At 51.0% G+C, this 20,468-nt stretch carries 21 protein-coding genes and 1 pseudogene; 5 read left to right on the plus strand and 17 right to left on the minus strand.

The features are described 5' to 3' along the window. Positions 1–100 precede the first annotated feature (100 nt). The 8 genes from DW033_RS19550 to DW033_RS19585 form a co-directional block, all read right to left on the minus strand. Positions 101–535: a hypothetical protein gene (locus tag DW033_RS19550; RefSeq protein ID WP_028728890.1), complete on the minus strand. Its 435-nt coding sequence runs from the start codon at positions 533–535 to the stop codon at positions 101–103. 82 nt (positions 536–617) lie between these two features. Next, positions 618–1,616, minus strand: a complete 999-nt coding sequence (locus DW033_RS19555) for an SMI1/KNR4 family protein (protein ID WP_004328534.1) — start codon at positions 1,614–1,616, stop codon at positions 618–620. A gap of 67 nt (positions 1,617–1,683) precedes the next feature. Beyond that, a complete protein-coding gene (locus DW033_RS19560; RefSeq protein WP_009017660.1) occupies positions 1,684–2,589 on the minus strand; it encodes an immunity 22 family protein in 906 nt (301 codons plus the stop codon). Between the two features lie 76 nt (positions 2,590–2,665). Next, entirely contained in the window at positions 2,666–3,340 is a 675-nt protein-coding gene (locus tag DW033_RS19565) for a hypothetical protein (RefSeq protein ID WP_117709917.1), read from the minus strand. Positions 3,341–3,422: 82 nt separating this feature from the next. Further along, on the minus strand, positions 3,423–3,827 hold the full coding sequence (locus DW033_RS19570; protein ID WP_008627667.1) for an SMI1/KNR4 family protein: 405 nt from the start codon (positions 3,825–3,827) through the stop codon (positions 3,423–3,425). A 69-nt stretch (positions 3,828–3,896) separates the two neighbouring features. After that, the gene (locus DW033_RS19575) at positions 3,897–4,268 is read right to left on the minus strand and encodes a DUF2185 domain-containing protein (protein ID WP_118058815.1); all 372 of its coding nucleotides are present in this window, start codon (positions 4,266–4,268) and stop codon (positions 3,897–3,899) included. Positions 4,269–4,357: 89 nt separating this feature from the next. Continuing rightward, positions 4,358–4,870, minus strand: coding sequence for an Imm9 family immunity protein (gene imm9, locus DW033_RS19580; RefSeq protein WP_044138613.1), 513 nt, complete (start codon positions 4,868–4,870; stop codon positions 4,358–4,360). 59 nt (positions 4,871–4,929) lie between these two features. Then, positions 4,930–6,060 carry a tyrosine-type recombinase/integrase gene (locus tag DW033_RS19585; RefSeq protein WP_182420060.1) on the minus strand — a complete coding sequence of 377 codons (1,131 nt, stop codon included), beginning with the start codon at positions 6,058–6,060 and terminating at the stop codon, positions 4,930–4,932. Between the two features lie 277 nt (positions 6,061–6,337). On the opposite strand from DW033_RS19585, the gene DW033_RS19590 reads away from it, so the two are divergent. From DW033_RS19590 to DW033_RS19605, 4 genes are all read left to right on the plus strand, one after another. After that, the gene (locus tag DW033_RS19590; protein ID WP_008627643.1) at positions 6,338–7,858 is read left to right on the plus strand and encodes a DUF4099 domain-containing protein; all 1,521 of its coding nucleotides are present in this window, start codon (positions 6,338–6,340) and stop codon (positions 7,856–7,858) included. Between the two features lie 88 nt (positions 7,859–7,946). Then, complete coding sequence (topB, locus tag DW033_RS19595) at positions 7,947–10,049, plus strand: type IA DNA topoisomerase (RefSeq protein ID WP_118327866.1); 2,103 nt, start codon at positions 7,947–7,949, stop codon at positions 10,047–10,049. After that, positions 10,046–10,522: a hypothetical protein gene (locus tag DW033_RS19600; protein WP_005647596.1), complete on the plus strand. Its 477-nt coding sequence runs from the start codon at positions 10,046–10,048 to the stop codon at positions 10,520–10,522. Before topB ends, DW033_RS19600 begins: the two co-directional genes overlap by 4 nt. A gap of 165 nt (positions 10,523–10,687) precedes the next feature. After that, positions 10,688–11,587, plus strand: coding sequence for an Abi family protein (locus DW033_RS19605; protein ID WP_009017655.1), 900 nt, complete (start codon positions 10,688–10,690; stop codon positions 11,585–11,587). A 174-nt stretch (positions 11,588–11,761) separates the two neighbouring features. Here the strand turns inward: DW033_RS19605 and DW033_RS19610 are convergent, their stop codons facing one another. The 8 genes and pseudogenes from DW033_RS19610 to DW033_RS19645 all read right to left on the minus strand — a co-directional run bounded on the left by DW033_RS19610 (position 11,762) and on the right by DW033_RS19645 (position 18,324). Beyond that, positions 11,762–12,253: a dihydrofolate reductase family protein gene (locus tag DW033_RS19610; protein WP_004327329.1), complete on the minus strand. Its 492-nt coding sequence runs from the start codon at positions 12,251–12,253 to the stop codon at positions 11,762–11,764. Between the two features lie 410 nt (positions 12,254–12,663). Continuing rightward, the gene (locus DW033_RS19615) at positions 12,664–13,023 is read right to left on the minus strand and encodes a helix-turn-helix domain-containing protein (protein ID WP_004327328.1); all 360 of its coding nucleotides are present in this window, start codon (positions 13,021–13,023) and stop codon (positions 12,664–12,666) included. Then, positions 12,998–15,097: a bifunctional DNA primase/helicase gene (locus tag DW033_RS19620; protein ID WP_032854687.1), complete on the minus strand. Its 2,100-nt coding sequence runs from the start codon at positions 15,095–15,097 to the stop codon at positions 12,998–13,000. The genes DW033_RS19615 and DW033_RS19620 overlap by 26 nt, the downstream gene beginning before the upstream one ends. Then, positions 15,060–15,488 carry a helix-turn-helix domain-containing protein gene (locus tag DW033_RS19625; protein ID WP_004327326.1) on the minus strand — a complete coding sequence of 143 codons (429 nt, stop codon included), beginning with the start codon at positions 15,486–15,488 and terminating at the stop codon, positions 15,060–15,062. Before DW033_RS19625 ends, DW033_RS19620 begins: the two co-directional genes overlap by 38 nt. Before the next feature lie 229 nt (positions 15,489–15,717). Beyond that, positions 15,718–16,554, minus strand: a complete 837-nt coding sequence (locus tag DW033_RS19630; RefSeq protein WP_004327325.1) for an RteC domain-containing protein — start codon at positions 16,552–16,554, stop codon at positions 15,718–15,720. A 147-nt stretch (positions 16,555–16,701) separates the two neighbouring features. After that, a complete protein-coding gene (locus DW033_RS19635) occupies positions 16,702–17,547 on the minus strand; it encodes an AraC family transcriptional regulator (RefSeq protein WP_029427377.1) in 846 nt (281 codons plus the stop codon). Between the two features lie 222 nt (positions 17,548–17,769). Further along, a pseudogene (locus DW033_RS19640) lies at positions 17,770–18,012 on the minus strand (hypothetical protein); the annotation flags it as partial. A 9-nt stretch (positions 18,013–18,021) separates the two neighbouring features. Beyond that, entirely contained in the window at positions 18,022–18,324 is a 303-nt protein-coding gene (locus tag DW033_RS19645; RefSeq protein WP_008627610.1) for an immunity 17 family protein, read from the minus strand. A gap of 131 nt (positions 18,325–18,455) precedes the next feature. On the opposite strand from DW033_RS19645, the gene DW033_RS19650 reads away from it, so the two are divergent. Continuing rightward, entirely contained in the window at positions 18,456–19,211 is a 756-nt protein-coding gene (locus tag DW033_RS19650) for a WG repeat-containing protein (RefSeq protein WP_117599357.1), read from the plus strand. A 501-nt stretch (positions 19,212–19,712) separates the two neighbouring features. Here the strand turns inward: DW033_RS19650 and DW033_RS19660 are convergent. Beyond that, complete coding sequence (locus DW033_RS19660; protein ID WP_122383044.1) at positions 19,713–20,321, minus strand: RNA polymerase sigma-70 factor; 609 nt, start codon at positions 20,319–20,321, stop codon at positions 19,713–19,715. Positions 20,322–20,468 lie beyond the last annotated feature (147 nt).

Genomic DNA, 20,468 nt, shown 5'->3' on the forward strand with positions numbered 1-20,468 from the left:
GCTCAGCATAATTGAATGGTATTTTATTCATTTTACATTTTATTGCTAATGTTTAGCAGATAAACTGCCTTAAATGTTTCATCTGTTTGTTAGCAATCTTTTAAGAAAGCAACATGAAGTGCCATTCTTTAGGATAGTCCTTCTTTATCATATTGAACAACAACTTTACATTATTGGAATGCTGTTTTGTCAATATGGAGTATATATATTCATGACAGGCGCAGCAGGCTCGTTCTTTATTAGAAGCAACACAATGAAAAGAATCATCTGTATTTTCCTCTACACAAAACCAGTTCCATCCATAGTGCTTTTGGATGGTGTTTCCTAACAGGGAACCTAACTCATAAGCCCTATCCGTAATTTCCTCGTCATCTGAACTTTCAAAATTATTGAGATAGTTCTTTATGCCATCAAGGATGGCAGAGGATTCAGCACTTTCCTGCAAACCTATAAGGACTAAACCTTTAGCCGCAAGCTGATCTATTTCTATTCGTTCGTCCTCATTAATTGGACGGTATTCTATAATTTCACTCATTGCTTTCTTTTTTTCGTCAATTGCTAATGTTTGGTGGATAATCATCATTAAAGGAGATTGATCCGCTTGTTATCTGCCCGCTTTATTCCTCTTCTTCGATAAAATGATTTATAAAGTAATTGAATGACTGGGCGATGTAACGAGTATTTGTTTCAAAGTTGTATTCTCTTGAAGCGTTTTCGTCCCACTCGTCAGTCAAGTAATAGTAAATCTTTTTATTCTTCAAGTTCAACGCATAATAGTTTCCACCCGAATCCATAGCAAAAGGCAACAGGTTGCTTGGCATTAGATTTCTGCTCCACATGTCTTTGGCTATGACTTCAATTGTTTCAAAAGCATTGGTGCGTTCCTTTATCGGAAAGAACGCATTTATCTCCACCCAATCCAAATCCTCGTCCTGCGGTTGAAAACAATATGGTGATGGCATACCACCGTTGAACTTGAGGTAAAAGTTCTTCATGCCTGCCGGAATCTTTACATTCAACTCAACCTCAAAATTCTTTATATCTTCTTTTGTTAGCGAAGCCGAACAGTCCGAAAGTTCAGGCATTACACCTTCTATTTCTATAATCTCCGTTTGTTGTTCCTCTTCGATTTTTGGGAAAGCAACGAGATTATTGAAAAAATCATCTATTGAATCCGCTATCAATTGAGGTTCATCAAAAATAAATGCATCGCTATTTTTTACAAAACCAATAATTTTATAAAAATATACAGCTCTGTTTTTTATATTGATTGCAATTACACCAATATTTCTCAAATTGTTATGTCCACTGGCAAATAGCAGAATATTGTCAGAAATCGAATTAGAACTACGATGCTCCAAGGTTTCTCCTTCAACAGTATGAAAAAGAGCATTCTTAAAACTCTTATTATATTTGAACGGTTGGAAAATTCTAATTTCCACTTCGTAATATTTGTTTATGGAGATGGTTTGCTGTTTAGGTTCTCCTCCATTATATTGTAAATAGAACTCTTTCAGTCTTTCCGGCAAAACATGACCCAACTTGCTCTCAACTTCTTCAAAATCTTTGAGAGTAAGACTTTTTTGACAATTTTCTAATTCTATTTTCATATTCATTCTTTTTATGGGCAGATAATGTTTGGCAGCGTTCCGCTTTTTAGTCGGTTTGCTGTTTGTTAGTCGCTTATTCCCATTCAAATGTTGATAAGTAACGAAGACCATTATAGTCCGCAATCTCTTCAACATATTTTTTAGGTATGCCAAGATGACCTTTCATGTTTTCTTTAAGAATAAAAACTTTTTGGTTTTTCTTTTTATCTCTAAAACCATTCGGGATATAGCAGAAAGTACAATTATTTGAGGCATTATTAAGGCCATTTCTATTTAATGATTTTTCAACCCAACAATCAAGTACATTATTGTCTATTATAACTGATTGAATTAATTGAACAGAATTCATTGTACATGTTTTGTCAATTTTAATTCTTAAAAACTCTGGATAATAGAATTTTATACCTAAGTCTTTACAGAACTGACAACGATGTTCGGGATTGGGACGCTTTTTGCTCTGACCGGATTCATACGCTTCCAACTCCTTGAGGTATTGCTCTTGATTAAAATACTCCATAAATTCGGTTTCATTTTTATCGGTATGCCCAATCCATGTCATATATTTCAAACCGGCAGTCGAGGCTGTTGTACCAGTCGGATTAAGTTCAAAAATAAAAGAGCCCAAGAAGGATACCGATACGGTATTCGTCGCTTTCTGCAATGATATACCCTCATGGCTATTATACATGATTGCCGCATTTGCGACAGTTATTTTTTTCGCTCTTAGTATTTCCTTGATTTTATCTGTGTCTGCCGGAATAACATTCAACAGATTCTCAAGTCCTTCAGAAGAATATTTCATAATAAGAGAATCTTCGTCATAGTCCATTACACCAAGCTCTTTACAGAACTGGCAACGAAGTTCCTTATTGTCTTCATCGTATTCTTTCCACCATTGACGGAAAGCCGATTGATCCATATATTTCTCAAAGTCAGCTTCGGAATCGAATTGACCGACCCATATCATTATCTTGCTCATTTTCTTTTTTTATTTTTCAAGCGACTAATGTTCGGCGGATAAACCACCTTAAAAGTTTCATCAGTTTGTTATCGACCTATTTTATTTTTAGTTTTTGACTATATGCAAGTATTACGAAACGATTATCTAATCCACAATCAATTACTTCATTCTTTTCTAATTGAGAATAGGCTTTTACAAATCTATTTCGACATTTACTTGAATGTATGTAATGATTGAAGTAGTTCTCGGCTTGTTCCTTTTCACCATATCTCAACATATATGGCAGGGCAAGGAGAGAGTCTTTCGTGTATTGATTGAAACAACAGCCATGTTGCGTAATGAAGTCAATAGCCATTTGTCTATTCTCAAATAAATCAAATATCGGACAAGCATATTTTTCAAGTAAATCAATTATTGTTTTTATTGATGGAGCATAGCTTAGTCCGGCAAGATCCCAAGATTGATATTGATTTATTGGCGATAGGTATCCAATATGATTATGATATACTAAGCCATCATCATTGACATTGAGATTCTCTTCTTGCACCCACTTTTTCAAGTTTTTACAGGTAATCGTAATCAGTGGGTATATAGCCACACTACAAGATGAATTATATACACTTGAACGAAACCATATTTCAAAAGTCAAATTTTTGTCTTTTGAAATCTTTTTTAGGCATTGTCCATTTTTAGACGGCTTAAATCCCATTGCGATAAAAGGAATAGCTATCTCATTGCAGGCTTTAATAAATATATCTCTTGGTTTCATTTCTTGTTCTTTTCAGGTCGATAATGTTCGGCGGATAAACCACCTTACCTTAAAAGTTTCATCTGCTTGTTAGCAACCGCTTTTACCATTCATGAAAATTATCTTCTATATATTGTTCTAACGATAAAGCGATGATTTCTCTTTCGGCGTCACTATCATGATAGTATATTTCAATCTCCCCTTTAGAATTTATCATTATGGGATTGCCAGAACCATCATCTGAAATCACATAAGTGTCTGTAACTTCAGGATGAACTTCTCTTAATGATTTAGTTTCATCGACCACATTTTCATTGCCGTCTAAAGCATTAATCATCATTCCAGCGTAGGCTGTTCCGAAACTTTTGATAAAGTCTATATAGTCAGAACTAAATTTTACACCTAATTCTTGTTCCGCGCATAATATCTGGTCATCAGATGCTGGTGTCCCAATCATATCATGTGCCGTTAGAAATCTTCTCAATCGTTCTATAAGTTCCTTTTTCATTTTTATTTCTCGGTTGCTAATGGTTTGCAGCTTGCCGCCATTAGGCGGCACAGGTGCGTGTTACCAGCATTATTCTTCTAATGATTCAAAAGATTCTTCTTGAAATATACCATTTTCATCTCTGCCGTATGCAGTACCGTAAGGCGCATGAAGAAGTGGTATAATATCTGGCGAGTAATTACAAATCGTATTCAGACTATAAATGCCTAAATTATCAGGATTATTAGCATACTCGTCATCTTCATCACCAGAAAAGAATCTCCAACCGCTATCATACTCGCCAAAAGAACTTTCTTCATCTGGGATTTCCCGATACATATATCCTACAGGAAGACCATCGACTGTTATTCTATCACTTGCAAAACACCCTCCTGTTTCATTCCAATCGGTAAGGAGGTCTTTTATGTCATTTGCTGGAATAAAAAAGTTTTTCTTTTTCATATATTCTTTATTTTTATTTGCTGGTAATGTTTGGCGGCTAACCGATTTTCGGATGTTTGCTGATTGTTATCAACTAAATTCTATAATGATTATAACTTTATTGTATGCCCTTTCAAAGTAATCCCGTCAGTGAAAACTTGTTTTAAGGATAGCTTAATACTACTTTCCACATAATCTGTCATATCTTTAAATTGAGCATAATCAACGGGGATTATTGTTACGCCCTTGTCTGATTTTCTTTTAGCATATTCATTGAAACGGTGTTTTTTATCAATACCCCAACTTATTTCGTCTTTTATTGGTAAAGATATATTAATGCCTATGATCTTTTCCTTATCTTTCAAATAAGTGATACCTCGTTTTCCAATACAAATTTCCTTTTCTCCAATTGCTCCGCCAAGAGAAATTTCAATAGATAAAGTCCAATTAGTTATTGAATCATCCACTTTAATTTGTCCTGTCAAATCTTGAAAATAAGTTTCAATGGCATTATCATCAAAGCAACTCATTTCTGGATAACCACTTGAATAATCAAAATTCATATGTTTTTGATATTGATTCTGACAATAAAGTCCCGATCTAACCTTTATTTTAAATTTCATATTTCACTATTTGCACTGTTGATAACATGTAATTATCAGCGGTTTTCGCTGTTATTTTCTTATTTAACTATCTCATTATCACTTTCAAGAATATCATCCAATGGAGTGCGGATGCTGCTCTTGAAAGTGTCGGCTATATGCACGTACATTTCCGTCGTTTTCAGTTGGTTATGTCCCAACAGCTCTTTCACGATTTTCAAGTCCGTGCCTTGTTCGATCAGATGCGTGGCGAACGAGTGCCGCAACAGGTGGGGGTACACCCGCTTGGTGATTCCGGCTTCCTTCGCCGCCTCTTTCAGCTTCTTCGACACGATGCTCTCCGTAAACGGCTCGCCCTTGTACCGCTCGAAGAGCCATTCCTGCGGCTTGTACAGCTTGGTGTACTCGGTCAGTTTCCTGACAAGGGGCTTCGACAGCAGCGTGTAGCGGTCTTTCCTCCCTTTGCCCTGCCGTACCCGTATCAGCGAACGGCTCACGTTAATGTCGTGGGGCTTCAAGTCCAGCAGCTCGCTGATTCTCAACCCGGCGGAGTAGAGCAGCGAGAACATGCAGAACAGCCGGATGTCCGGACCGGTTGCGTCAAGGATGGATTTTATCTCCTCCTTGCTCAGCACGTCGGGCAGCGTCCGTTCCCGTTTGGCTCGCTTTACCTCGTAACATTTCCGTTCCAATCCCAGCACTTTCTCGAAATAAAACTTGATCGAGTTGATGCGCAAGTTCTGTTGGCACGACGAGATCCCCCGTGTGTCAATCAGGTGCACGATGTAGGCGTTGATTTCTTCCGGTCGGATGTAGCGGAGGTTTCTTCCCGCAAAGTATTGCTGGAACTCCTTGAAATAGGCGGTGTACGCACGGACGGTATGCTCGCTGTACCGCAGTTGCCGCAGCGTCTCGGCATAGCCGGGCGGGATGGCGGGGCTGGTTTTCCCGTTTTTCTTGGGCTGGGTGTTTTTCAGGGCGGAGTAGTCAATATACGCCGTTTCCACATGGCGGTCGAAAAAGCCGGACAGGTCGAACCCTTCTTCCGGCAGGTAGGCTCTGTCCCCCTCGAACCGCACGCCCTTCTCTTTCGACAGCGACAGCCGGATGGCATCGTCCTCGTCGAACTCCACTTCCACGTATTTCTGCCCGTCACGGATGGCAGGTGAAAGCGTTATTCTCGGTTTGCTCTGATAGACTTTCATACGCATCGCATGGGTGGCAATGACAGACCGTGTCCCTCATTACCCATATTTTACAAATATAGAGAAAACAACGAATTATCGCCGTTTTCCGGAGGAGAAAAATGCGTGCTGGGCATGATTTTTTGGTATTTTTCACAGGAAAGGGCTGCGACAAACCTGCGAACCGGACGACAAGTGCGGACAGCCCGCCCCGGACTTGCACGTTCCCCGTGTTTCTCCCTCTATATTTACGCCCGGTTTCACTTGAGAACCAATAGTATTCACCATTTAAAAACATTAGATTATGGACGAACGACCGGACAGCAGCCAGCAGTTGATGGACATCCTGCTCGTCATGGACGAGAAAGGCACGCTCCAAGCCGTCAGCGGAGTAAAGGACGGCGAGTTACAGACCAAGAACCCCTTGGAGGACAACAACGACCTCCTGCGGGTGGATCGCCACGGCGATATGTTTTCGAATTTCTTTTCCAACCTCTGGAACCAGTTGAAAGACCCGACCCGCTTCCACTTCTTCCGTGTGCCGGAAGAGGAGGTGCAACGGGTAGCCGCCGATTTCCGGCAGCGGGAGAGCCAGTCCGTCAAGACGGGCGAGCCGCTCGTTGCGCAGTACGAGGTGCAGCCGCCCGTGCAGGCGCAGCAGCAGACCCAAGCCGGGCAGCAGCAACAGCCGGAGGGTGCGCCGCAGCAGTCCGCCGGGCAGACCGAACAGAACCCGCAGTACAAGTACCGCCCGGAGGACATCGACTGGAACAGCCTCGCCGCACTCGGCGTGCAGCGGGAGCAGATCGAGGGCAACGGGATGCTCGACCAGATGCTCCGGGGCTTCCAGACCGACAAGACCGTCCGGGTGCATTTCCACTTCGACGGCATCTCGCACAGCAACGACAGCCAGCTCTCGCTCAAGCCCGGCACGGACGGCAGGCTGACCGTGTGCAGCCACGGCATCCTCGACCCGGAGAAGATGCAGAAGCAGTTCTTCGGCTACGACATCACCGACTCCGACAAGCAGGTGCTCCGGCAGACAGGCAACATGGGGCATCCGGCGACTGTCACCAACCGGGCGGGCGAGCAGGTCGAAGCCCTTGTCAGCCGCAACCTCAAGACCAACGAGCTGGTCGCCTTCCCGCTCTCCAAGGTCAATATCCCGGCGGAGAAGAACGGGCACACCTTCACCCCGGACGAGATAGCCCGGCTCAAACAGGGCGAGGCGGTGGTCTGCCAGTTCCTTTCCAGAGCCAAGGAGGGGGAGCAGCCCAAGCTCTACCCGGCTCCCGTGCAGTTCAGCGCAGCCAAGATGCAGCTCGAATTTCTCTTCGGCGACCGGGGCAGGCTGGCGATGGATGCGTACAAGGCGAACCTGAAACAGACCGCTAATCAGGAGGTGCCGAAGACCTTCCGCAAGCAGGAGCTTACCGAGAAGTCCCGCCTCGAACTCGAAGCCGGGGGAACGGTCAAGGTCTCCGGCTTGGTGGACAAGAAAGGAAAAGCCTACCAAGGTTACATCACATGGAAACCCGGCGAGAAGCCCGCCTTCATGTTCCCCAAGGACTACAAGGCGGCGCTCGAAGAGGGGCGTGTCAAGCCCGCCGTGGAGAACGAGGTGCAGGTGGCGGTCAATTCCGAGGGCAAGACCGTCGAGGCGACCCGCAACCTGAAAGAAGCCCTGCAATCCGCACAGCAGCGACCCACCGGGGAGCAGAAACAGCAGCAGGAGCGCAGGCAGGAGCAGAAAGAGGACCGGAAACAGGCACAGAAGCAGGAACAGCCCGACAAGCCCAAGCGCAGCCGGGGTGTCCGCCGATGATTTCCCCGCCATTCTGTAAATGAATTACCCGGTTATCCCGTCCGAGCGGCGGGATAACTTTTGTCAAACCGTTAAAAATTAAAGAAATATGATTACAGCAGTCATCGCTGAAAAGCCTTCCGTAGCGAAGGATATAGCAAACGTGTTGAATGTCCGGGAGCGGCACGATGGCTACCTCTCAGGTAACGGCTACCTCGTTACCTGGGCGTTCGGCCATCTCGTCCAGCTCGCCATGCCCGAAGCATACGGCTACACGGGCTTCCGGCGTGAGAACCTGCCCATTCTGCCGCAGGAGTTCAAGTACATCCCCCGCCAGATACGGGAGGGCAAGGAGTATAAGCCCGATCCCGGCGTGCTCAAACAGTTGAAGGTCATCAAGGAGGTTTTCGACCGTTCCGACCGTATCGTCGTGGCGACCGATGCCGGGCGTGAGGGCGAAGCCATTCATCGGTACATCTACAATTACCTTGGCTGCCGCAAGCCCTGCCTGCGCCTCTGGATCTCCTCGCTGACCGACCGTGCCATCCGGGAGGGGCTGGATAACCTCAAGCCCGGAAGCGACTACGACAACCTCTACCGTGCCGCCGAAGCCCGTGCCATCGCCGACTGGGAGATTGGGCTGAACGCCACCCAAGCTCTCAGCATCGCCGCCGGGCAGGGCATCTACTCCCTCGGACGGGTACAGACGCCCACCTTGATGATGATTTGCTCCCGTTATCTGGAGAACAGGGATTTCACCCCGCAGACCTATTTCCGGCTGAAGGTCACGGCGGAAAAGGACGGCACGCCCTTCGCCGCCATCTCTGAATTGCGTTACGAAACCCTTCCGGCGGCAAACGCCGCCCTCGCCGCTGTAACCGCAACGGGGACGGTGGAGGTTGTCGACGTACAGCGCAGGGAGGTGAGCCAAGAACCTCCCTTGCTCTATGACCTGACCGCCTTGCAGAAAGAGGCGAACGGCAGGTACGGCTTCTCGGCGGACAAGACCCTCTCCGTCGCCCAGTCGCTTTACGAGAAGAAGGTGTTGAGCTATCCCCGTACCGGCTCCCGCTACCTCTCGGACGATGTGTTCGACGAGATACCCGACCGCATCGCCCTGCTGGAGCGGTACCCAGCTTTCGCCGCCCATGCCGCCGCCCTGAAAGGGGCTTCGCTCAACCGCCGCAGCGTGGATGCGGGGAAAGTTACCGACCACCATGCGCTCATCATCACCGAGTGTCTGCCCGGCGAGCTGTCCGCCGACGAGCGCACGGTGTACGACATGGTAGCCGCCCGCCTGCTCGAATCCTTCTCCGCCCGTTGCCTCAAGGATGTTACCACCGTCTCTTTCACGGCGGGGAACAGCGTGTTCACCGCCAAGGGAACGGTCGTCAGGTCTGCCGGATGGCGTGCCGTGCGGAACGAGCGGGACGAGGACGACGAGGGAACAGCCGCTTTGCCGCCCTTGCAGCCCGGCGAGTCTTTCCCCCTGCAATCGGCGGAGTGCGTGGAGAAACAGACCAAGCCCCGTCCCCTGCACACCGAGAGCAGCCTCCTTTCGGCGATGGAGCATTGCGGCAGGGAGTTGCAGGACGACGAGCTGCGGGACAGCCTGAAAGGGAACGGTATCGGCACGCCCGCCACCCGTGCCTCCATCATCGAGACCCTCTTTGCCCGTGATTACGTGCGCCGGGAGAAGAGGAGCCTCGTGCCGACCGACAAGGGGCTTGCCGTGTATCAGATAGTGAAGGACAAGCGCATCGCCGATGTCGAGATGACCGGGCAGTGGGAGACCGCCCTTGCCAAGATCGAGAGCGGGGAGATGAATCCCGACACCTTCCGCAAGGGCATCGAGGTCTATGCCGCCCAGATTACCGAAGAACTCCTGCAAGTGCAGGTGTCCGTAGCGGACGGCGGACATATCCCGTGCCCCAAGTGCCGTTCCGGTCGCATCCTCCTTTACCCGAAGGTCGCCAAGTGCAGCAACGTCGATTGTGGGCTTACCGTCTTCCGCAACAAGGGGGAGAAGCAGCTCACCGACAGCCAGATTGCCGACCTTGTAACCAAAGGCAAAACATCCCTTATCAAAGGATTCAGGAGCAGGGAGGGTAAGCCCTTCGATGCGTACCTCACCTTCGACAAGGACTTCCGCACCGTGTACGGGTTCCCGCCCCGCACGGACAAGCCCAAAGGAAAGGAGCGCAGGCGATGAACGGCATCGGTTGGATCACCGTGGCGGAAGCCGCCCGGCTCTGCGGCACGGACGAGCTGCGCATCACCCTCTGGATGAACGGCAACCACATCGCCTACGCCCGTTTCGACGGCATCCTGATGATCGACGGCGCATCCCTTGCCGCCCTGTTCAGCCGCAACCGGGTCGCCACCATCTACGAGGACGTGGCGCAACAGCGGGGCAAGCCCGGCAGACCGGGCAGGCTCCGCCGCCTGCTCGACACCCCGCTCGACGCCTTCGGCTTGTCGCAGCGCATCGTCCGGGCGTGCCGGGAGCTGGGCGTCTTCACCGTGGAGCACCTGCTCGTCCACCTCCGCCGCTTCCGCTTCTCCCGCCTGTACTGTGTCCGCAACTTCGGCAGCGGATCGGCAGCCGAGACCCTCCGGCGGCTCCGGCAGGACGGCTTGACAGACGGCGGCAGCCCACGGGATTTCAAGGTCTTGTACCCGTAATCCCGGCAATACAGGTAAATAAGTGCGGCAATGTCGCACTTATCACAAAATTATTTCCGGATATATTTTGTAGTTTAAGAGATAAGTTCTATATTTGCAACCAATAGAACCTGCCAAGCCTCTTAACAATGCTCAAATAGGCGGGTCGTTTTTTTATATACACCTATGAAACAACTGTTTACCAAAACATTCTACTCCCCACAACAGCATATTGTCCTTTTAAAGAATAGAGGTTTGTTAATAGCGGACGAGGAAAAAGCCGCCGGGTATATTTACAATATCGGTTATTTCCGTCTAAGTGCTTACTTCTATCCGTTGTTGAAGTTCCCCAAGGAACAACATCTGTACAAGCCGGGGGCAACTTTCGTGCAGGCGTTGAACATGTATCGTTTCGACCGCAAACTAAGGTTGTTGCTCTTTAACGAGATAGAGAAGATAGAAGTGGCTATCCGCAGTTGCATAACCAATGCGGTCAGCGAATATTTTAACGATTTGTTTTGGATTACCAACCCTGCATATTTTTTCAATATGCAGAGTTTCCGATACACACAGGACACGATAGATGCGGAATTGAAAAAATCAAAGGAAGACTTTATACTCCATTTCCGTTCCGCTTATACGGACGATTATCCGCCTGCATGGATGATTGCTGAAATTCTGCCGTTAGGATTGCTTTGCAGGATTTACACGAACCTGAAAGATAATGTGATAAAAAAACGTGTCGCCCAACATTTCGGTTTGCAAGTCCCGGTGTTCAGTTCATGGATTGTCATTCTGGCTGGCTTGCGCAATATGTGTTGCCACCATTGTCGTACATGGAACAGGGAACTGGCGACCATCACCACGGAACCACGCAGGACAAAATACGGTTGGATTGACTCTTCCCGGACAGACAAGCGCAGGATGTATTACCGTATCTGCATGATACGTTATTTCCTTTATACCGTATCGCCTAATAACAGTTTCAAGGACAAGCTGAAAACCTTGTTGGCTGCCTATCCTAATATAGATACGGCAGCGATGGGATTTCCGTCCGATTGGGAAAGCGAGGATATTTGGAAATAGGCAACACCGTTGCCTAAATTTAATATTTCTTTGCCATTCAGGATATTTTCGTTATCTTTGCGCCAGTAGAACCTGCCAAGCCTCTTGATAATGCTCAAATCGGCGGGTCGTTTTTTTATAACCCGTCATCCTTTCCTGAATGCCCCAAGCCACTTTTCAGTGGCTTTTTGTATTTCATGGGCATACCCTTCCGTACACCGTCCGGATTTTCCCGTCCTCCAATACCTTGCTCGACCGCACGACCCACGTCCTGCCGTCATTCAGCCCGCACTCCAGTGCCTTCTCGCCGCCGCCGACCAGCACCGGCACGGTTATCACCACGATTTCGTCCGCCAGCCCGTTATCCAAGAGCAAAGCCCCGGTTTCCGCTCCGTAAGCCGTTACCGTCCCTTCGCCGTCCGCTTTTATTCCCCGCAGTTCCGCTGCCGCATCCCCTGTAACAAACCGCACCCGTTCCTTCTCCGTCAGGTCAATACAGCCGTCCGTCACGACCAAAGTTTCTTTTGCCGTGAGCGGCCAGCCCAGATGGTTCAGGTAAATGCGCAGGTAGGTTTCCTCGTCGATCAGCACGCAGCCGGAGGCGTCCACCGCCGCATCGAAATACTTGTCCGATCTGACCGGACAACCGTCAATGGATTGGTACACGTGCAAGGTAATCTGTTTCATATCAATGTGTTTTTAAGGATTATGTCCGCCTCGCACCCAAAAGAACAGCGTGAACTCACGCTATTCCGAAGTAAAGGTACTGGTATTACCCGATAAGCAGAATAGGCAAGCCCACGCCGTATAAGCATACAGCATGAACATTGCGCCATTCGTCTTGCTTATCAAAAATTACCAGTTTTTTACTTCAAGACGTTCAGCGAACGTACAATATGTATATCAATCCCCGCCTGCTTCCAAGCCGGGCATGAATCTTCTATGTCACGACAGCGACCGTGCCCGAGAGCACCGCCTTCTGTCTTCGTGCGAACAAAGATAGCAAAACTTCCCGAATAACAAAACAATAGCCCCGCCTAATCTCACGATCCGGCAGGGCTTCATCCACTAAAAGCACCGTCAGAAAAATGTCATTCTCACGGGAACAGCCCCCTTTTCCTGCGCCTTTCCTCTTTCCGGGCTTCCTTCTCCTTGCGTTTCGCAGCCCGTTCCTCCACGTCGGCGAAACGGGTGCGGATGAACTCGTGCACGTCCTTCGTGCGGTAGAACACCTTGCCGCTGATGGTGAAGTACGGCAGCACCCCGATGGCACGGTAGCGTTGCAGCGTGCGGATGCCCACCTTCAGCAGCAGGCACAGGTCTTGGTTGTCCAGCACCTCCTCGCCGTCGAGCGTGTTGTTCTTCTTCAGCACCCTTTCCAGCAATTTCTCCGTCCGGTCGAAGCGTTCCATGATGCGCTCCATCCAGCCCTCAAACTCTTCCCTGTCCGTGTACATAGCAGTCGCCCTCCTTTTCGATGATTTCCTTTTCCCGCATATAGCGGATGTAGCCTTTCGCCGTCCGTTCCTTCACTTCCAGCATCTCCTGTATCAGCTCGCACAGTTCGATGTAGCCGTACTTCTCCTGCCGGGCGAACGCCTCCCGTGCCATCTCCGCCAGCTCCTTTTCCTTGCGCTTCTCTTTCTCCGCCCTCGGCTTCTCGCCCACATAGACGGGCATCCCGGCTTGCTTGTCCCATCTGAACTGCATCAGCGGAATATCCAGCGGGCTGCCGTCCCTGACCTTCAACGCCTTCACCACCGACACCTCCGGGTTCTCGTCCTTCTCGATGGAGAGGATGGCGGCGGACTTGCGTTGCAGCTCGCTGCCGAGGTGTCCCCGCAGCTTCAGTCCGTTCGGCACGAAATGCACCACGGCGGCGATGCACGTGCGGTAGATTCCCGCCAGCCGGTAGATCTCGTCAATCAGCGCCACGCTCTCCGCCTCGTCGTTGGCGCAGCGGATCAGGTCCGCCACCCCGTCGATGACGACCAGATGGATGCCCCCGTGCAGGTAGTGGTACCGGTCCATGCTCTGCACGATGGCGGTCAGCCGCTCGCTTCTCGACATCCCCGTCAGGCAGTACACGTGCAGGTACTCCGGCATCCGCTCACGCCCGGCACGGCGCAGCAGCCGCCCCGTGTTCTTGTGGAGCTGTTGCTCGCTCTGTTCCGTGTCGTAGAGCAGCACCGCACGCCCCTTGCGGTTCGGCTCCACCCGCACCCCCAAGAGATCGGCGTCCGTCTCCCGTTCCATGATCGCCCCGGCGACCAGTGCGGCGGTGTAGTTGCTCTTGCCCGTCCCTTCGCCGCCCGTGATGCAGAGGATGTTCTCTTCCGAGCCTAACGGCACGTCCCCGGCGGTAACGATGGCGACCGCCTGTTCGGGCGGGTGGTCATAGTCGATCTCGCACGATTTCAGCATCGCCAGCGTGTCCCCGTACAGCGTGTCGAGCAGTTTCAGGAACAGCCCCATCAGCTCCTCCCTCGTGTGCCCGGCTTTGAAGTAGTCCGTCACGTCCTTCTCCGCCTTCGTCCCCGGCAGCGGCAGCACCAGCCGTTTCACCCCGTACTCCGCCAGTTGCGCACGGTGCTTCTCCGAGCATTCCAGCCCCGTCTTGTCCGTGTCGTACAGCAGCACGATGTGCTTGAAGCGATAGACCAGCTTGCGCACGGTCTTCGCCGGGATGACCGAGGTCTCCGAGTTGAAGCAGATGGCGTGGAAGCCGTGCGCCGCCAGCGTCAGCACGTCCTTCTCGCCGCCCGTGAGGAAGAGCAGGTCGCCCTTCGAGGGCAGTTGCTCCAGCCCGAAGCAGTAGTTGTCGCCCGTGTGCCCGCCATAGACGAAGCGCACCTCCGACATCGGGCGATAGACCTTCACGCCCCATTTCCCCCTGTACCCGAACATCGGTTCCGCCGGGGTGGAGCTGAAGCCGAACGCCTTGCCCTCCCTCGTCTTGCCCCGGTACTCGGCGAGCGATACCGTCCCGTAGCGGCGCAGCACCTCCACGGTGATGCCCGATGCGCCCCAGTAGGCAAGCTCCCCCTCGGTGAAGGGCTTCTCCGCCGCCCGGTAGGGCTTCGGCTCGGGACGGTCGGCGGACACTGCCGCCTCTTCCGTGTCCGTTCCGGCTTCCCCGGCACCGCCGCCCCTTGCGCCCGGCACGGGCCGCAATCTCCGGCAGCCCCCGGTTCCCACCGTCCCGTCGGTCGGGCTGTCCCCGTCCAGTCCGAGGCACAGCTCCCGGTCGATGGTGTGCAGCACCTCCACGAAGTCGGCGGCGTTCCGGCAGTCCAGCCCTTTCAGCTTCGCCACGAGGAAGAAACAGTCGCCCGAATAGTCCCCGTTGCCGAAGTCCTTCATCCGGTACGTACCGCTCCGGCGGTCGTAATACACGTTGCACGAAGCCTTGCTGTCGGCGTACAGCGGGTTCAGGAAGTTCCTGCCCACCCGCCACTTCACGGGCAGGTAGTGGCGGAACACGTCCAGCCCGTTACTGGTTCTTGCCAGCACTTCTTCCTTTCTTACCATAGCTGCCGTTTTTTCGGTTATGCAGGGGATGTTCCGCTATCATCCGGTCGATCTTGGCGGCGGGCGTCTCCACCATCCACCGCTCACGCAGGCTCTCGACAGCCTGCCGGGGATAGCGTATCTGCCGCCCGATCATCGAATAGGGAATGATATGCTTCTGCCGGTAGCGTTGCAGGGTGCGGTGGCTGATGTCCAGCGCCTCGCACACCTCCTTGTGCGTCATCCACTTCGGGTCGGCTTTCCGTCCCTTGGTCGCAGGGCTTTCCGCTTCCTCTTTCCGTTTGCGCTCCGTTTCCTCCCGGTTCCGAGATTCCTCCACGTAGGCGGTTATCTTCTCGATCTTCTCCACGAGCAGGCGGTAGGCGTTGCTCTCGATGGTCATTATTTCCATTGTCGTACTCATTTTTAGGTTTCTGCCGCAAATGTCGCCCGATTCGCCGGTTTTTCCTGCCACTATATCAGCACCTTGGCAAAGATTTTTTTTCGGGGCGCATTTTCGCCCTTGCCGCCGTTCCGGGCGGTAAAAAGGACCGAGACGGGGTAAAAAAGAGCGTCCGGAAGGCTCTTTCCAGCCCTTCGGACGCTCCCTTCCCGTGTCCTGCCGCCCCGTTGCCAACTTGCTACCGGCTATCCATGTCCCGCATCTTTTTCAGCAGCCTCTCCTTCATCTCGTCCAAGAACGCCGTCGGGTTCTGTTGCCCCCGCAGCCTGCCGAAAGCGTGGTACACGTTGCCCAGATCCACGTGGAAATGCTTCTCGAACAGCGCAGCCAGCTCGCCGATCTCGGCGTTGCCCTCGTCCACGCTTCCCGTCACGTGTATGCCATAGACGAGCAGTATGGCGGCAACCTTCGTGTTCGTCCAGCGGTGTTCCTTCTCCGGCACGGCTTCCGTTTCCGTCCCCTGCGCCGCACGCTCCATCCGGCGGCTCAGGTGTACCAGCAGCATCTCCACCGAGATCAGCCGTGCCGCCAGTATGTCGTAGCCCGTGGAGAACTCCGCCTCCTCGTCCAGCACGAAGCTGCCGCTCTCGGGGCTTAGCTCGCCCTTCGCCCGCAGGAAATAGTAGCTGTCCCGGTACGTCGCCCCGCTGTGGTAATACTGGTAAAAGGGCAGGTAGCGTTCCATCATCCGCTCGGCACGCTCCATCGCCTTGCGGTAGTACGGTTCGGCGACACGCAGGCAGGCGGGGCAGCCGCTCTCTATCTGGTACACCCGGTAATAGTACAGCAGCCTGCCCGTCAGGGCGGGCTTGTAATACTTGAAGTAGAGGATCTCCTTTGCGTCCCCGGCGAACGGATGGGCGAGGGCGTACTCCTTCAGTTCCCGGTTCTTGCCTTTCAGGTACGAGACCATCTCACGGCAGACGCCTATCACCTCCTTGCCGTCCATGCCGGGGGCTGTGGTCGCCATGCGCTGATCCACCTCCTTCAGCAGCCCGTTAAAATATTCTTCCATATAAATCTTGTTTCATGTTGTTTATAAGGGCGCAAAGTTAGCGGACGGCAGGGAAACGGGCGTTCTGAATCTTCACCGCCGGATTCGGATTGTCCGCCAATCGGCTCCGGACGGTCGTTTTTTCACGGCAGGGCTGGAAAAGGGAGGCTAAACTGTACGGGCGCACCGGGCGATTTCACGGATTTCGGCAGGAGTAGCCTTCAGGTGCTTCTTGCAGAAGTCCCACAGGTAGCTCGGAGTGGCGAAGCCGCACACGTCGGCAATCTCTTGAAGGGGCATGTCCGTGTCCGCCAGCAGGGAGGTCACGTGCGCCTTCCGCTGTTCCGTCAGCCAGCGGTGCGGAGTGGTGTTCAGCTCCTCCTTGAAACGCCGTCCCAGCGTATTGACCGACATGGCGCATTCCCGTGCCAGTTCCTCCACGTTCTTCACCTTGGGCAGAGCCAGTGCGATTTCTTCCCGGAACGAGCAGCCCCGCAGGTGCGGCAGGTACTTTTCCACCTCCTGCAAGTCCGCCTTGCCGAACATCGGCGGTATGCCCTTGCGGTACTCGGACGCCCGTTCACGGCGGAAGCGGAACAGCAGTCCCGCCAGACGGTTGCAGAGCACGTTCAGGTGCGGGTATTCGTCGTAGGCGTTGATGCTTGCCTGCATCCGGCAGAGGAACAGGAATCCTCCGCAGTCCCTTTCCCGGAAATACGCCTCCGCCGTTTCCAGCAGGAAGTCTGACGAGCTTCCGTGGCGGTGATAGGCGACCAGTATCAGCAGTCCGGCTTCCTCCTTCACCCGGTACGAAAGTACGGGGCGGTGTTCCCGCAGCAGCTCCACCAGCCGCACCATCCGTCCGTTCTCCCGTGCGAGCCGTTCCGCCGCAATCCATGTCACCGGACGCTCCGCATCCGTTTGCGGCAATACCCTGCGTACCTTTTCCATCCATTCCCGCCATCCCTCCCGGACGGCTTCATTCATTAGAATTAGTGTAAGATTCTGTTTCATTTTGTTTCAATACGATATTAAATAATACAAATCTTACACGAAATTACAAATTGTTTGCAATAGATGTCCTGCCGACACCCCGTATCGGTCACGATATTTCCTTGAATTACAGATTCGGATTTTGCTCCATAGGTCCGGATATTCAATCGTGAAAAACAGAAAGGCTGTACCGGTTCCACCCGCAGAACGGCATGACAGTAAGCAGGGGGAGCCGGAAGAAAGTCATTCGCCGGTTGGTGAGTGCGTCTTTTCAACGGGATATTTACCGTCCCGTATCTCCTGCAACCTTTCGATCAGTGGTTGCTCCTTGGAATGGTTCTTTTGTTCGGCTATAATGAAGAACGATGCAAAACTGCCGATAACATACAGCCAGAACAGGCATTGACCGAGCAATTTCCGGTATTCGCCCATTGTCTCGTACTTCGCCTGCATCGCTTTCAGCTTCGCAGGACGGTAATACAGCTTTCCGCTTGCTTATCCCGTTACGAAGAACAGCAACAGGGCGCATCCCGTTGCGGCGGCAACGATCAGCCCCAGCCAGAAACGGTAACTCCTTTCACCCAGCGTACCCAGCCAGAAATTCCCTTCCCAACTTCCCGGACGGGAGTACGTCCACCGCCATCCGCAGACAATCCCCACAAGCCACAGCAGCAGGATTCCCGCCACGATCAGGTAGCCGTACCTCGGATGCGCCTGCAACCACTCCGGCAGACCCTCCATAAACTCGCTTATCTTATCGAACCATTCCATAGCAATAACAGAAAAAGCCAAATTCATACCTTACGGACGAACCGTTATACCTCAAAACAAAAATAGCGAAAAGTCCAATCACTCAAAAAGTTTCACCGCAAAATTCTTTTCCGTTTGGAAGAAATACGTTTTATTTGCACCTATATAGCCGCAAACGTATGAAGAAAGCCTCCCCACATAAAAGAACCAGCCGGTTGAAGCTCCCCGGATTCTTCGACCACCTCTTTTATTGGACGTGGCGCAGTTGTCGGCACGGCTTCCCGGATCGTAGTTTTGCGGTCATCAGTGTGGTTCAGTTCGCCTGCCTCCTGTTTCCTGTCGCCATCGCTTTACAGTTCTTGGACACTCCGGCTGTCCGCTTTCTTTACGAAACAGACAACCGCCTTACCCTTTTCCCGCTGATACTGCCGTTCCCCGTATTGCTCTGGAGGAATATGCGCATCTATACCGAGGAGCGTTACCGCATGATGCACGACTATTACGGGGCGTTCCATGTATCGGTACGGCAACGCTATCGCCTTCGTTTCCTTGTCTGCATGGTGCTTGCAGTTCTCGCCATCCTGCTTGAAATACGGCTGTTCACCCTTTATCATGACCGCTGCACGGCCATATCCTCCGGCAACAGCCATCCCGCAAGCCTCTATGTCCCGTATCGGTATGACAACGGCAACGACCCCGTGCAGGAAGGCGTTTACCGCATCGTCGATGAAAAAGGGCGTATCGGATATGCGGACGAGCATGGCAATACCCTCGTAGAACCACGCTTCGCTTTTGGCTTTCCTTTCGAGAACGGGAAGGCGAAAGTAACCGACACGGGAGAACTGGAAGAAGTTCCCGGTTCGGATGGGGAATACCACTATTGGGAAAGCGATGATTGGTATTACATCGACCGCAAAGGGCAAAGGATTGAATAAAAGCCTCAAGACTGCCCTAAGCCCGACATTCCAGCCCCCCGCCTGCCAAGCCCTTGCAGGGCAAACACAAAGCAATCAAGCCCTATCGGAACACCCCGTTCATCCCACCTTTCCCCGAAACAAACACAAAAATTCAAAACCAACTCATTTACAGCAACTTAAAAGAATATCGGTGCAAGCCGCAAAACAGCTCTGTGTGGCTGGTGCAAGGTGCAGCTATATATATAAATATAGCTGCACCTTGCACCACAGAAATACACACTGAAAATCAACACTTTACACTTCGGGTAAAACCACGGGTGCAACCTCGTTTCTTGCACCGCCTCCTGCTTTTATGCTTTTCCTGTAATCCGGTAATCCCGAAAAATAAAAAATCCCCGAAACATTTCCCTTTTTCGGTCAAAATTAGTATATTTGCATCAGTTCCAAGAGCAGAGCGAAGCAATGCAGCGAAACCCGCACAGCTACCAAATCGCTACCGGCTACCGAACTTTCTACTCTTTAAGTCTTATCTACCAACCGATTACAAAAAAACGATTGTTTTTTACTCAAAAATAAAACCAGTGCCAGAAGTGCCAACACATTCCGTATGATCTTCAATCCTTTATAGAGTTGCGCCTCTACCGTACGTTGAGAGATATTTAGCATTCCTGCGATCTCCACTGATTTCTTCCCGTCCACATAAGCCAACGTAAAAACCTCTCGGCATCTGTCCGGTAACTTGGCTATTTCCCGGTAAACGGAGTCCAGACGCTCTTTCTCCAGCTCCGCCGCATCCGACTGATTATAATAACCTATCTCCTCTATCTTTAGTCTACGAGCAACCTCATCCGCATAAGTCATTTCTATTGATTTATGCTTTAGGTAATCGAGGCAAGCATTTTGAACGGAACGGAATAGGTATGTCTTCAAGCCTTCTTCCACGGAATAAATCTCTTTCTTTTGCCAGATCTTGATGAATATATCATGCACTAAATCTTCCGCCGTATCGCTATCCACATATTTCGAGGCATAAAAGATCAGTCTGGGGGCATTCTCCAGATATAATAATTTAAATTTATCTAACTCATGGTTCTTAATAATATAGTCTTTCATGCTCAATGTGGGCATTTCTTGTATTATATTAGACAATTCAAGGCTTCTCCTTTATCTATATACGATCATAGAAACAGATCTACTTACGCCCACACGAAAAAAATAACACAAAAACAAAAAGCCCTATCCGAACTTAATCAGATAGGGCTTTCAGATTATTCT

The sequence above is a fragment of the Parabacteroides sp. AF39-10AC genome, assembly GCF_003635405.1.
GTDB lineage: Bacteria > Bacteroidota > Bacteroidia > Bacteroidales > Tannerellaceae > Parabacteroides > Parabacteroides distasonis.

Excerpts from the sequence above, each read along its gene's own strand:
- DW033_RS19635 (WP_029427377.1), bottom strand. The coding sequence starts at position 17,547 with ATGAAACAGAATCTTACACTAATTCTAATGAATGAAGCCGTCCGGGAG.
- DW033_RS19555 (WP_004328534.1), bottom strand. The coding sequence starts at position 1,616 with ATGAATATGAAAATAGAATTAGAAAATTGTCAAAAAAGTCTTACTCTC.
- DW033_RS19550 (WP_028728890.1), bottom strand. The coding sequence starts at position 535 with ATGAGTGAAATTATAGAATACCGTCCAATTAATGAGGACGAACGAATA.
- topB (WP_118327866.1), top strand. The coding sequence starts at position 7,947 with ATGATTACAGCAGTCATCGCTGAAAAGCCTTCCGTAGCGAAGGATATA.
- DW033_RS19570 (WP_008627667.1), bottom strand. The coding sequence starts at position 3,827 with ATGAAAAAGGAACTTATAGAACGATTGAGAAGATTTCTAACGGCACAT.
- DW033_RS19650 (WP_117599357.1), top strand. The coding sequence starts at position 18,456 with ATGAAGAAAGCCTCCCCACATAAAAGAACCAGCCGGTTGAAGCTCCCC.
- DW033_RS19560 (WP_009017660.1), bottom strand. The coding sequence starts at position 2,589 with ATGAGCAAGATAATGATATGGGTCGGTCAATTCGATTCCGAAGCTGAC.
- imm9 (WP_044138613.1), bottom strand. The coding sequence starts at position 4,870 with ATGAAATTTAAAATAAAGGTTAGATCGGGACTTTATTGTCAGAATCAA.
- DW033_RS19565 (WP_117709917.1), bottom strand. The coding sequence starts at position 3,340 with ATGAAACCAAGAGATATATTTATTAAAGCCTGCAATGAGATAGCTATT.
- DW033_RS19620 (WP_032854687.1), bottom strand. The coding sequence starts at position 15,097 with ATGGTAAGAAAGGAAGAAGTGCTGGCAAGAACCAGTAACGGGCTGGAC.
- DW033_RS19625 (WP_004327326.1), bottom strand. The coding sequence starts at position 15,488 with ATGGAAATAATGACCATCGAGAGCAACGCCTACCGCCTGCTCGTGGAG.
- DW033_RS19610 (WP_004327329.1), bottom strand. The coding sequence starts at position 12,253 with ATGAAACAGATTACCTTGCACGTGTACCAATCCATTGACGGTTGTCCG.
- DW033_RS19605 (WP_009017655.1), top strand. The coding sequence starts at position 10,688 with ATGAAACAACTGTTTACCAAAACATTCTACTCCCCACAACAGCATATT.
- DW033_RS19615 (WP_004327328.1), bottom strand. The coding sequence starts at position 13,023 with ATGTACACGGACAGGGAAGAGTTTGAGGGCTGGATGGAGCGCATCATG.
- DW033_RS19630 (WP_004327325.1), bottom strand. The coding sequence starts at position 16,554 with ATGGAAGAATATTTTAACGGGCTGCTGAAGGAGGTGGATCAGCGCATG.
- DW033_RS19660 (WP_122383044.1), bottom strand. The coding sequence starts at position 20,321 with ATGCCCACATTGAGCATGAAAGACTATATTATTAAGAACCATGAGTTA.
- DW033_RS19600 (WP_005647596.1), top strand. The coding sequence starts at position 10,046 with ATGAACGGCATCGGTTGGATCACCGTGGCGGAAGCCGCCCGGCTCTGC.
- DW033_RS19575 (WP_118058815.1), bottom strand. The coding sequence starts at position 4,268 with ATGAAAAAGAAAAACTTTTTTATTCCAGCAAATGACATAAAAGACCTC.
- DW033_RS19590 (WP_008627643.1), top strand. The coding sequence starts at position 6,338 with ATGGACGAACGACCGGACAGCAGCCAGCAGTTGATGGACATCCTGCTC.
- DW033_RS19645 (WP_008627610.1), bottom strand. The coding sequence starts at position 18,324 with ATGAATTTGGCTTTTTCTGTTATTGCTATGGAATGGTTCGATAAGATA.
- DW033_RS19585 (WP_182420060.1), bottom strand. The coding sequence starts at position 6,060 with ATGCGTATGAAAGTCTATCAGAGCAAACCGAGAATAACGCTTTCACCT.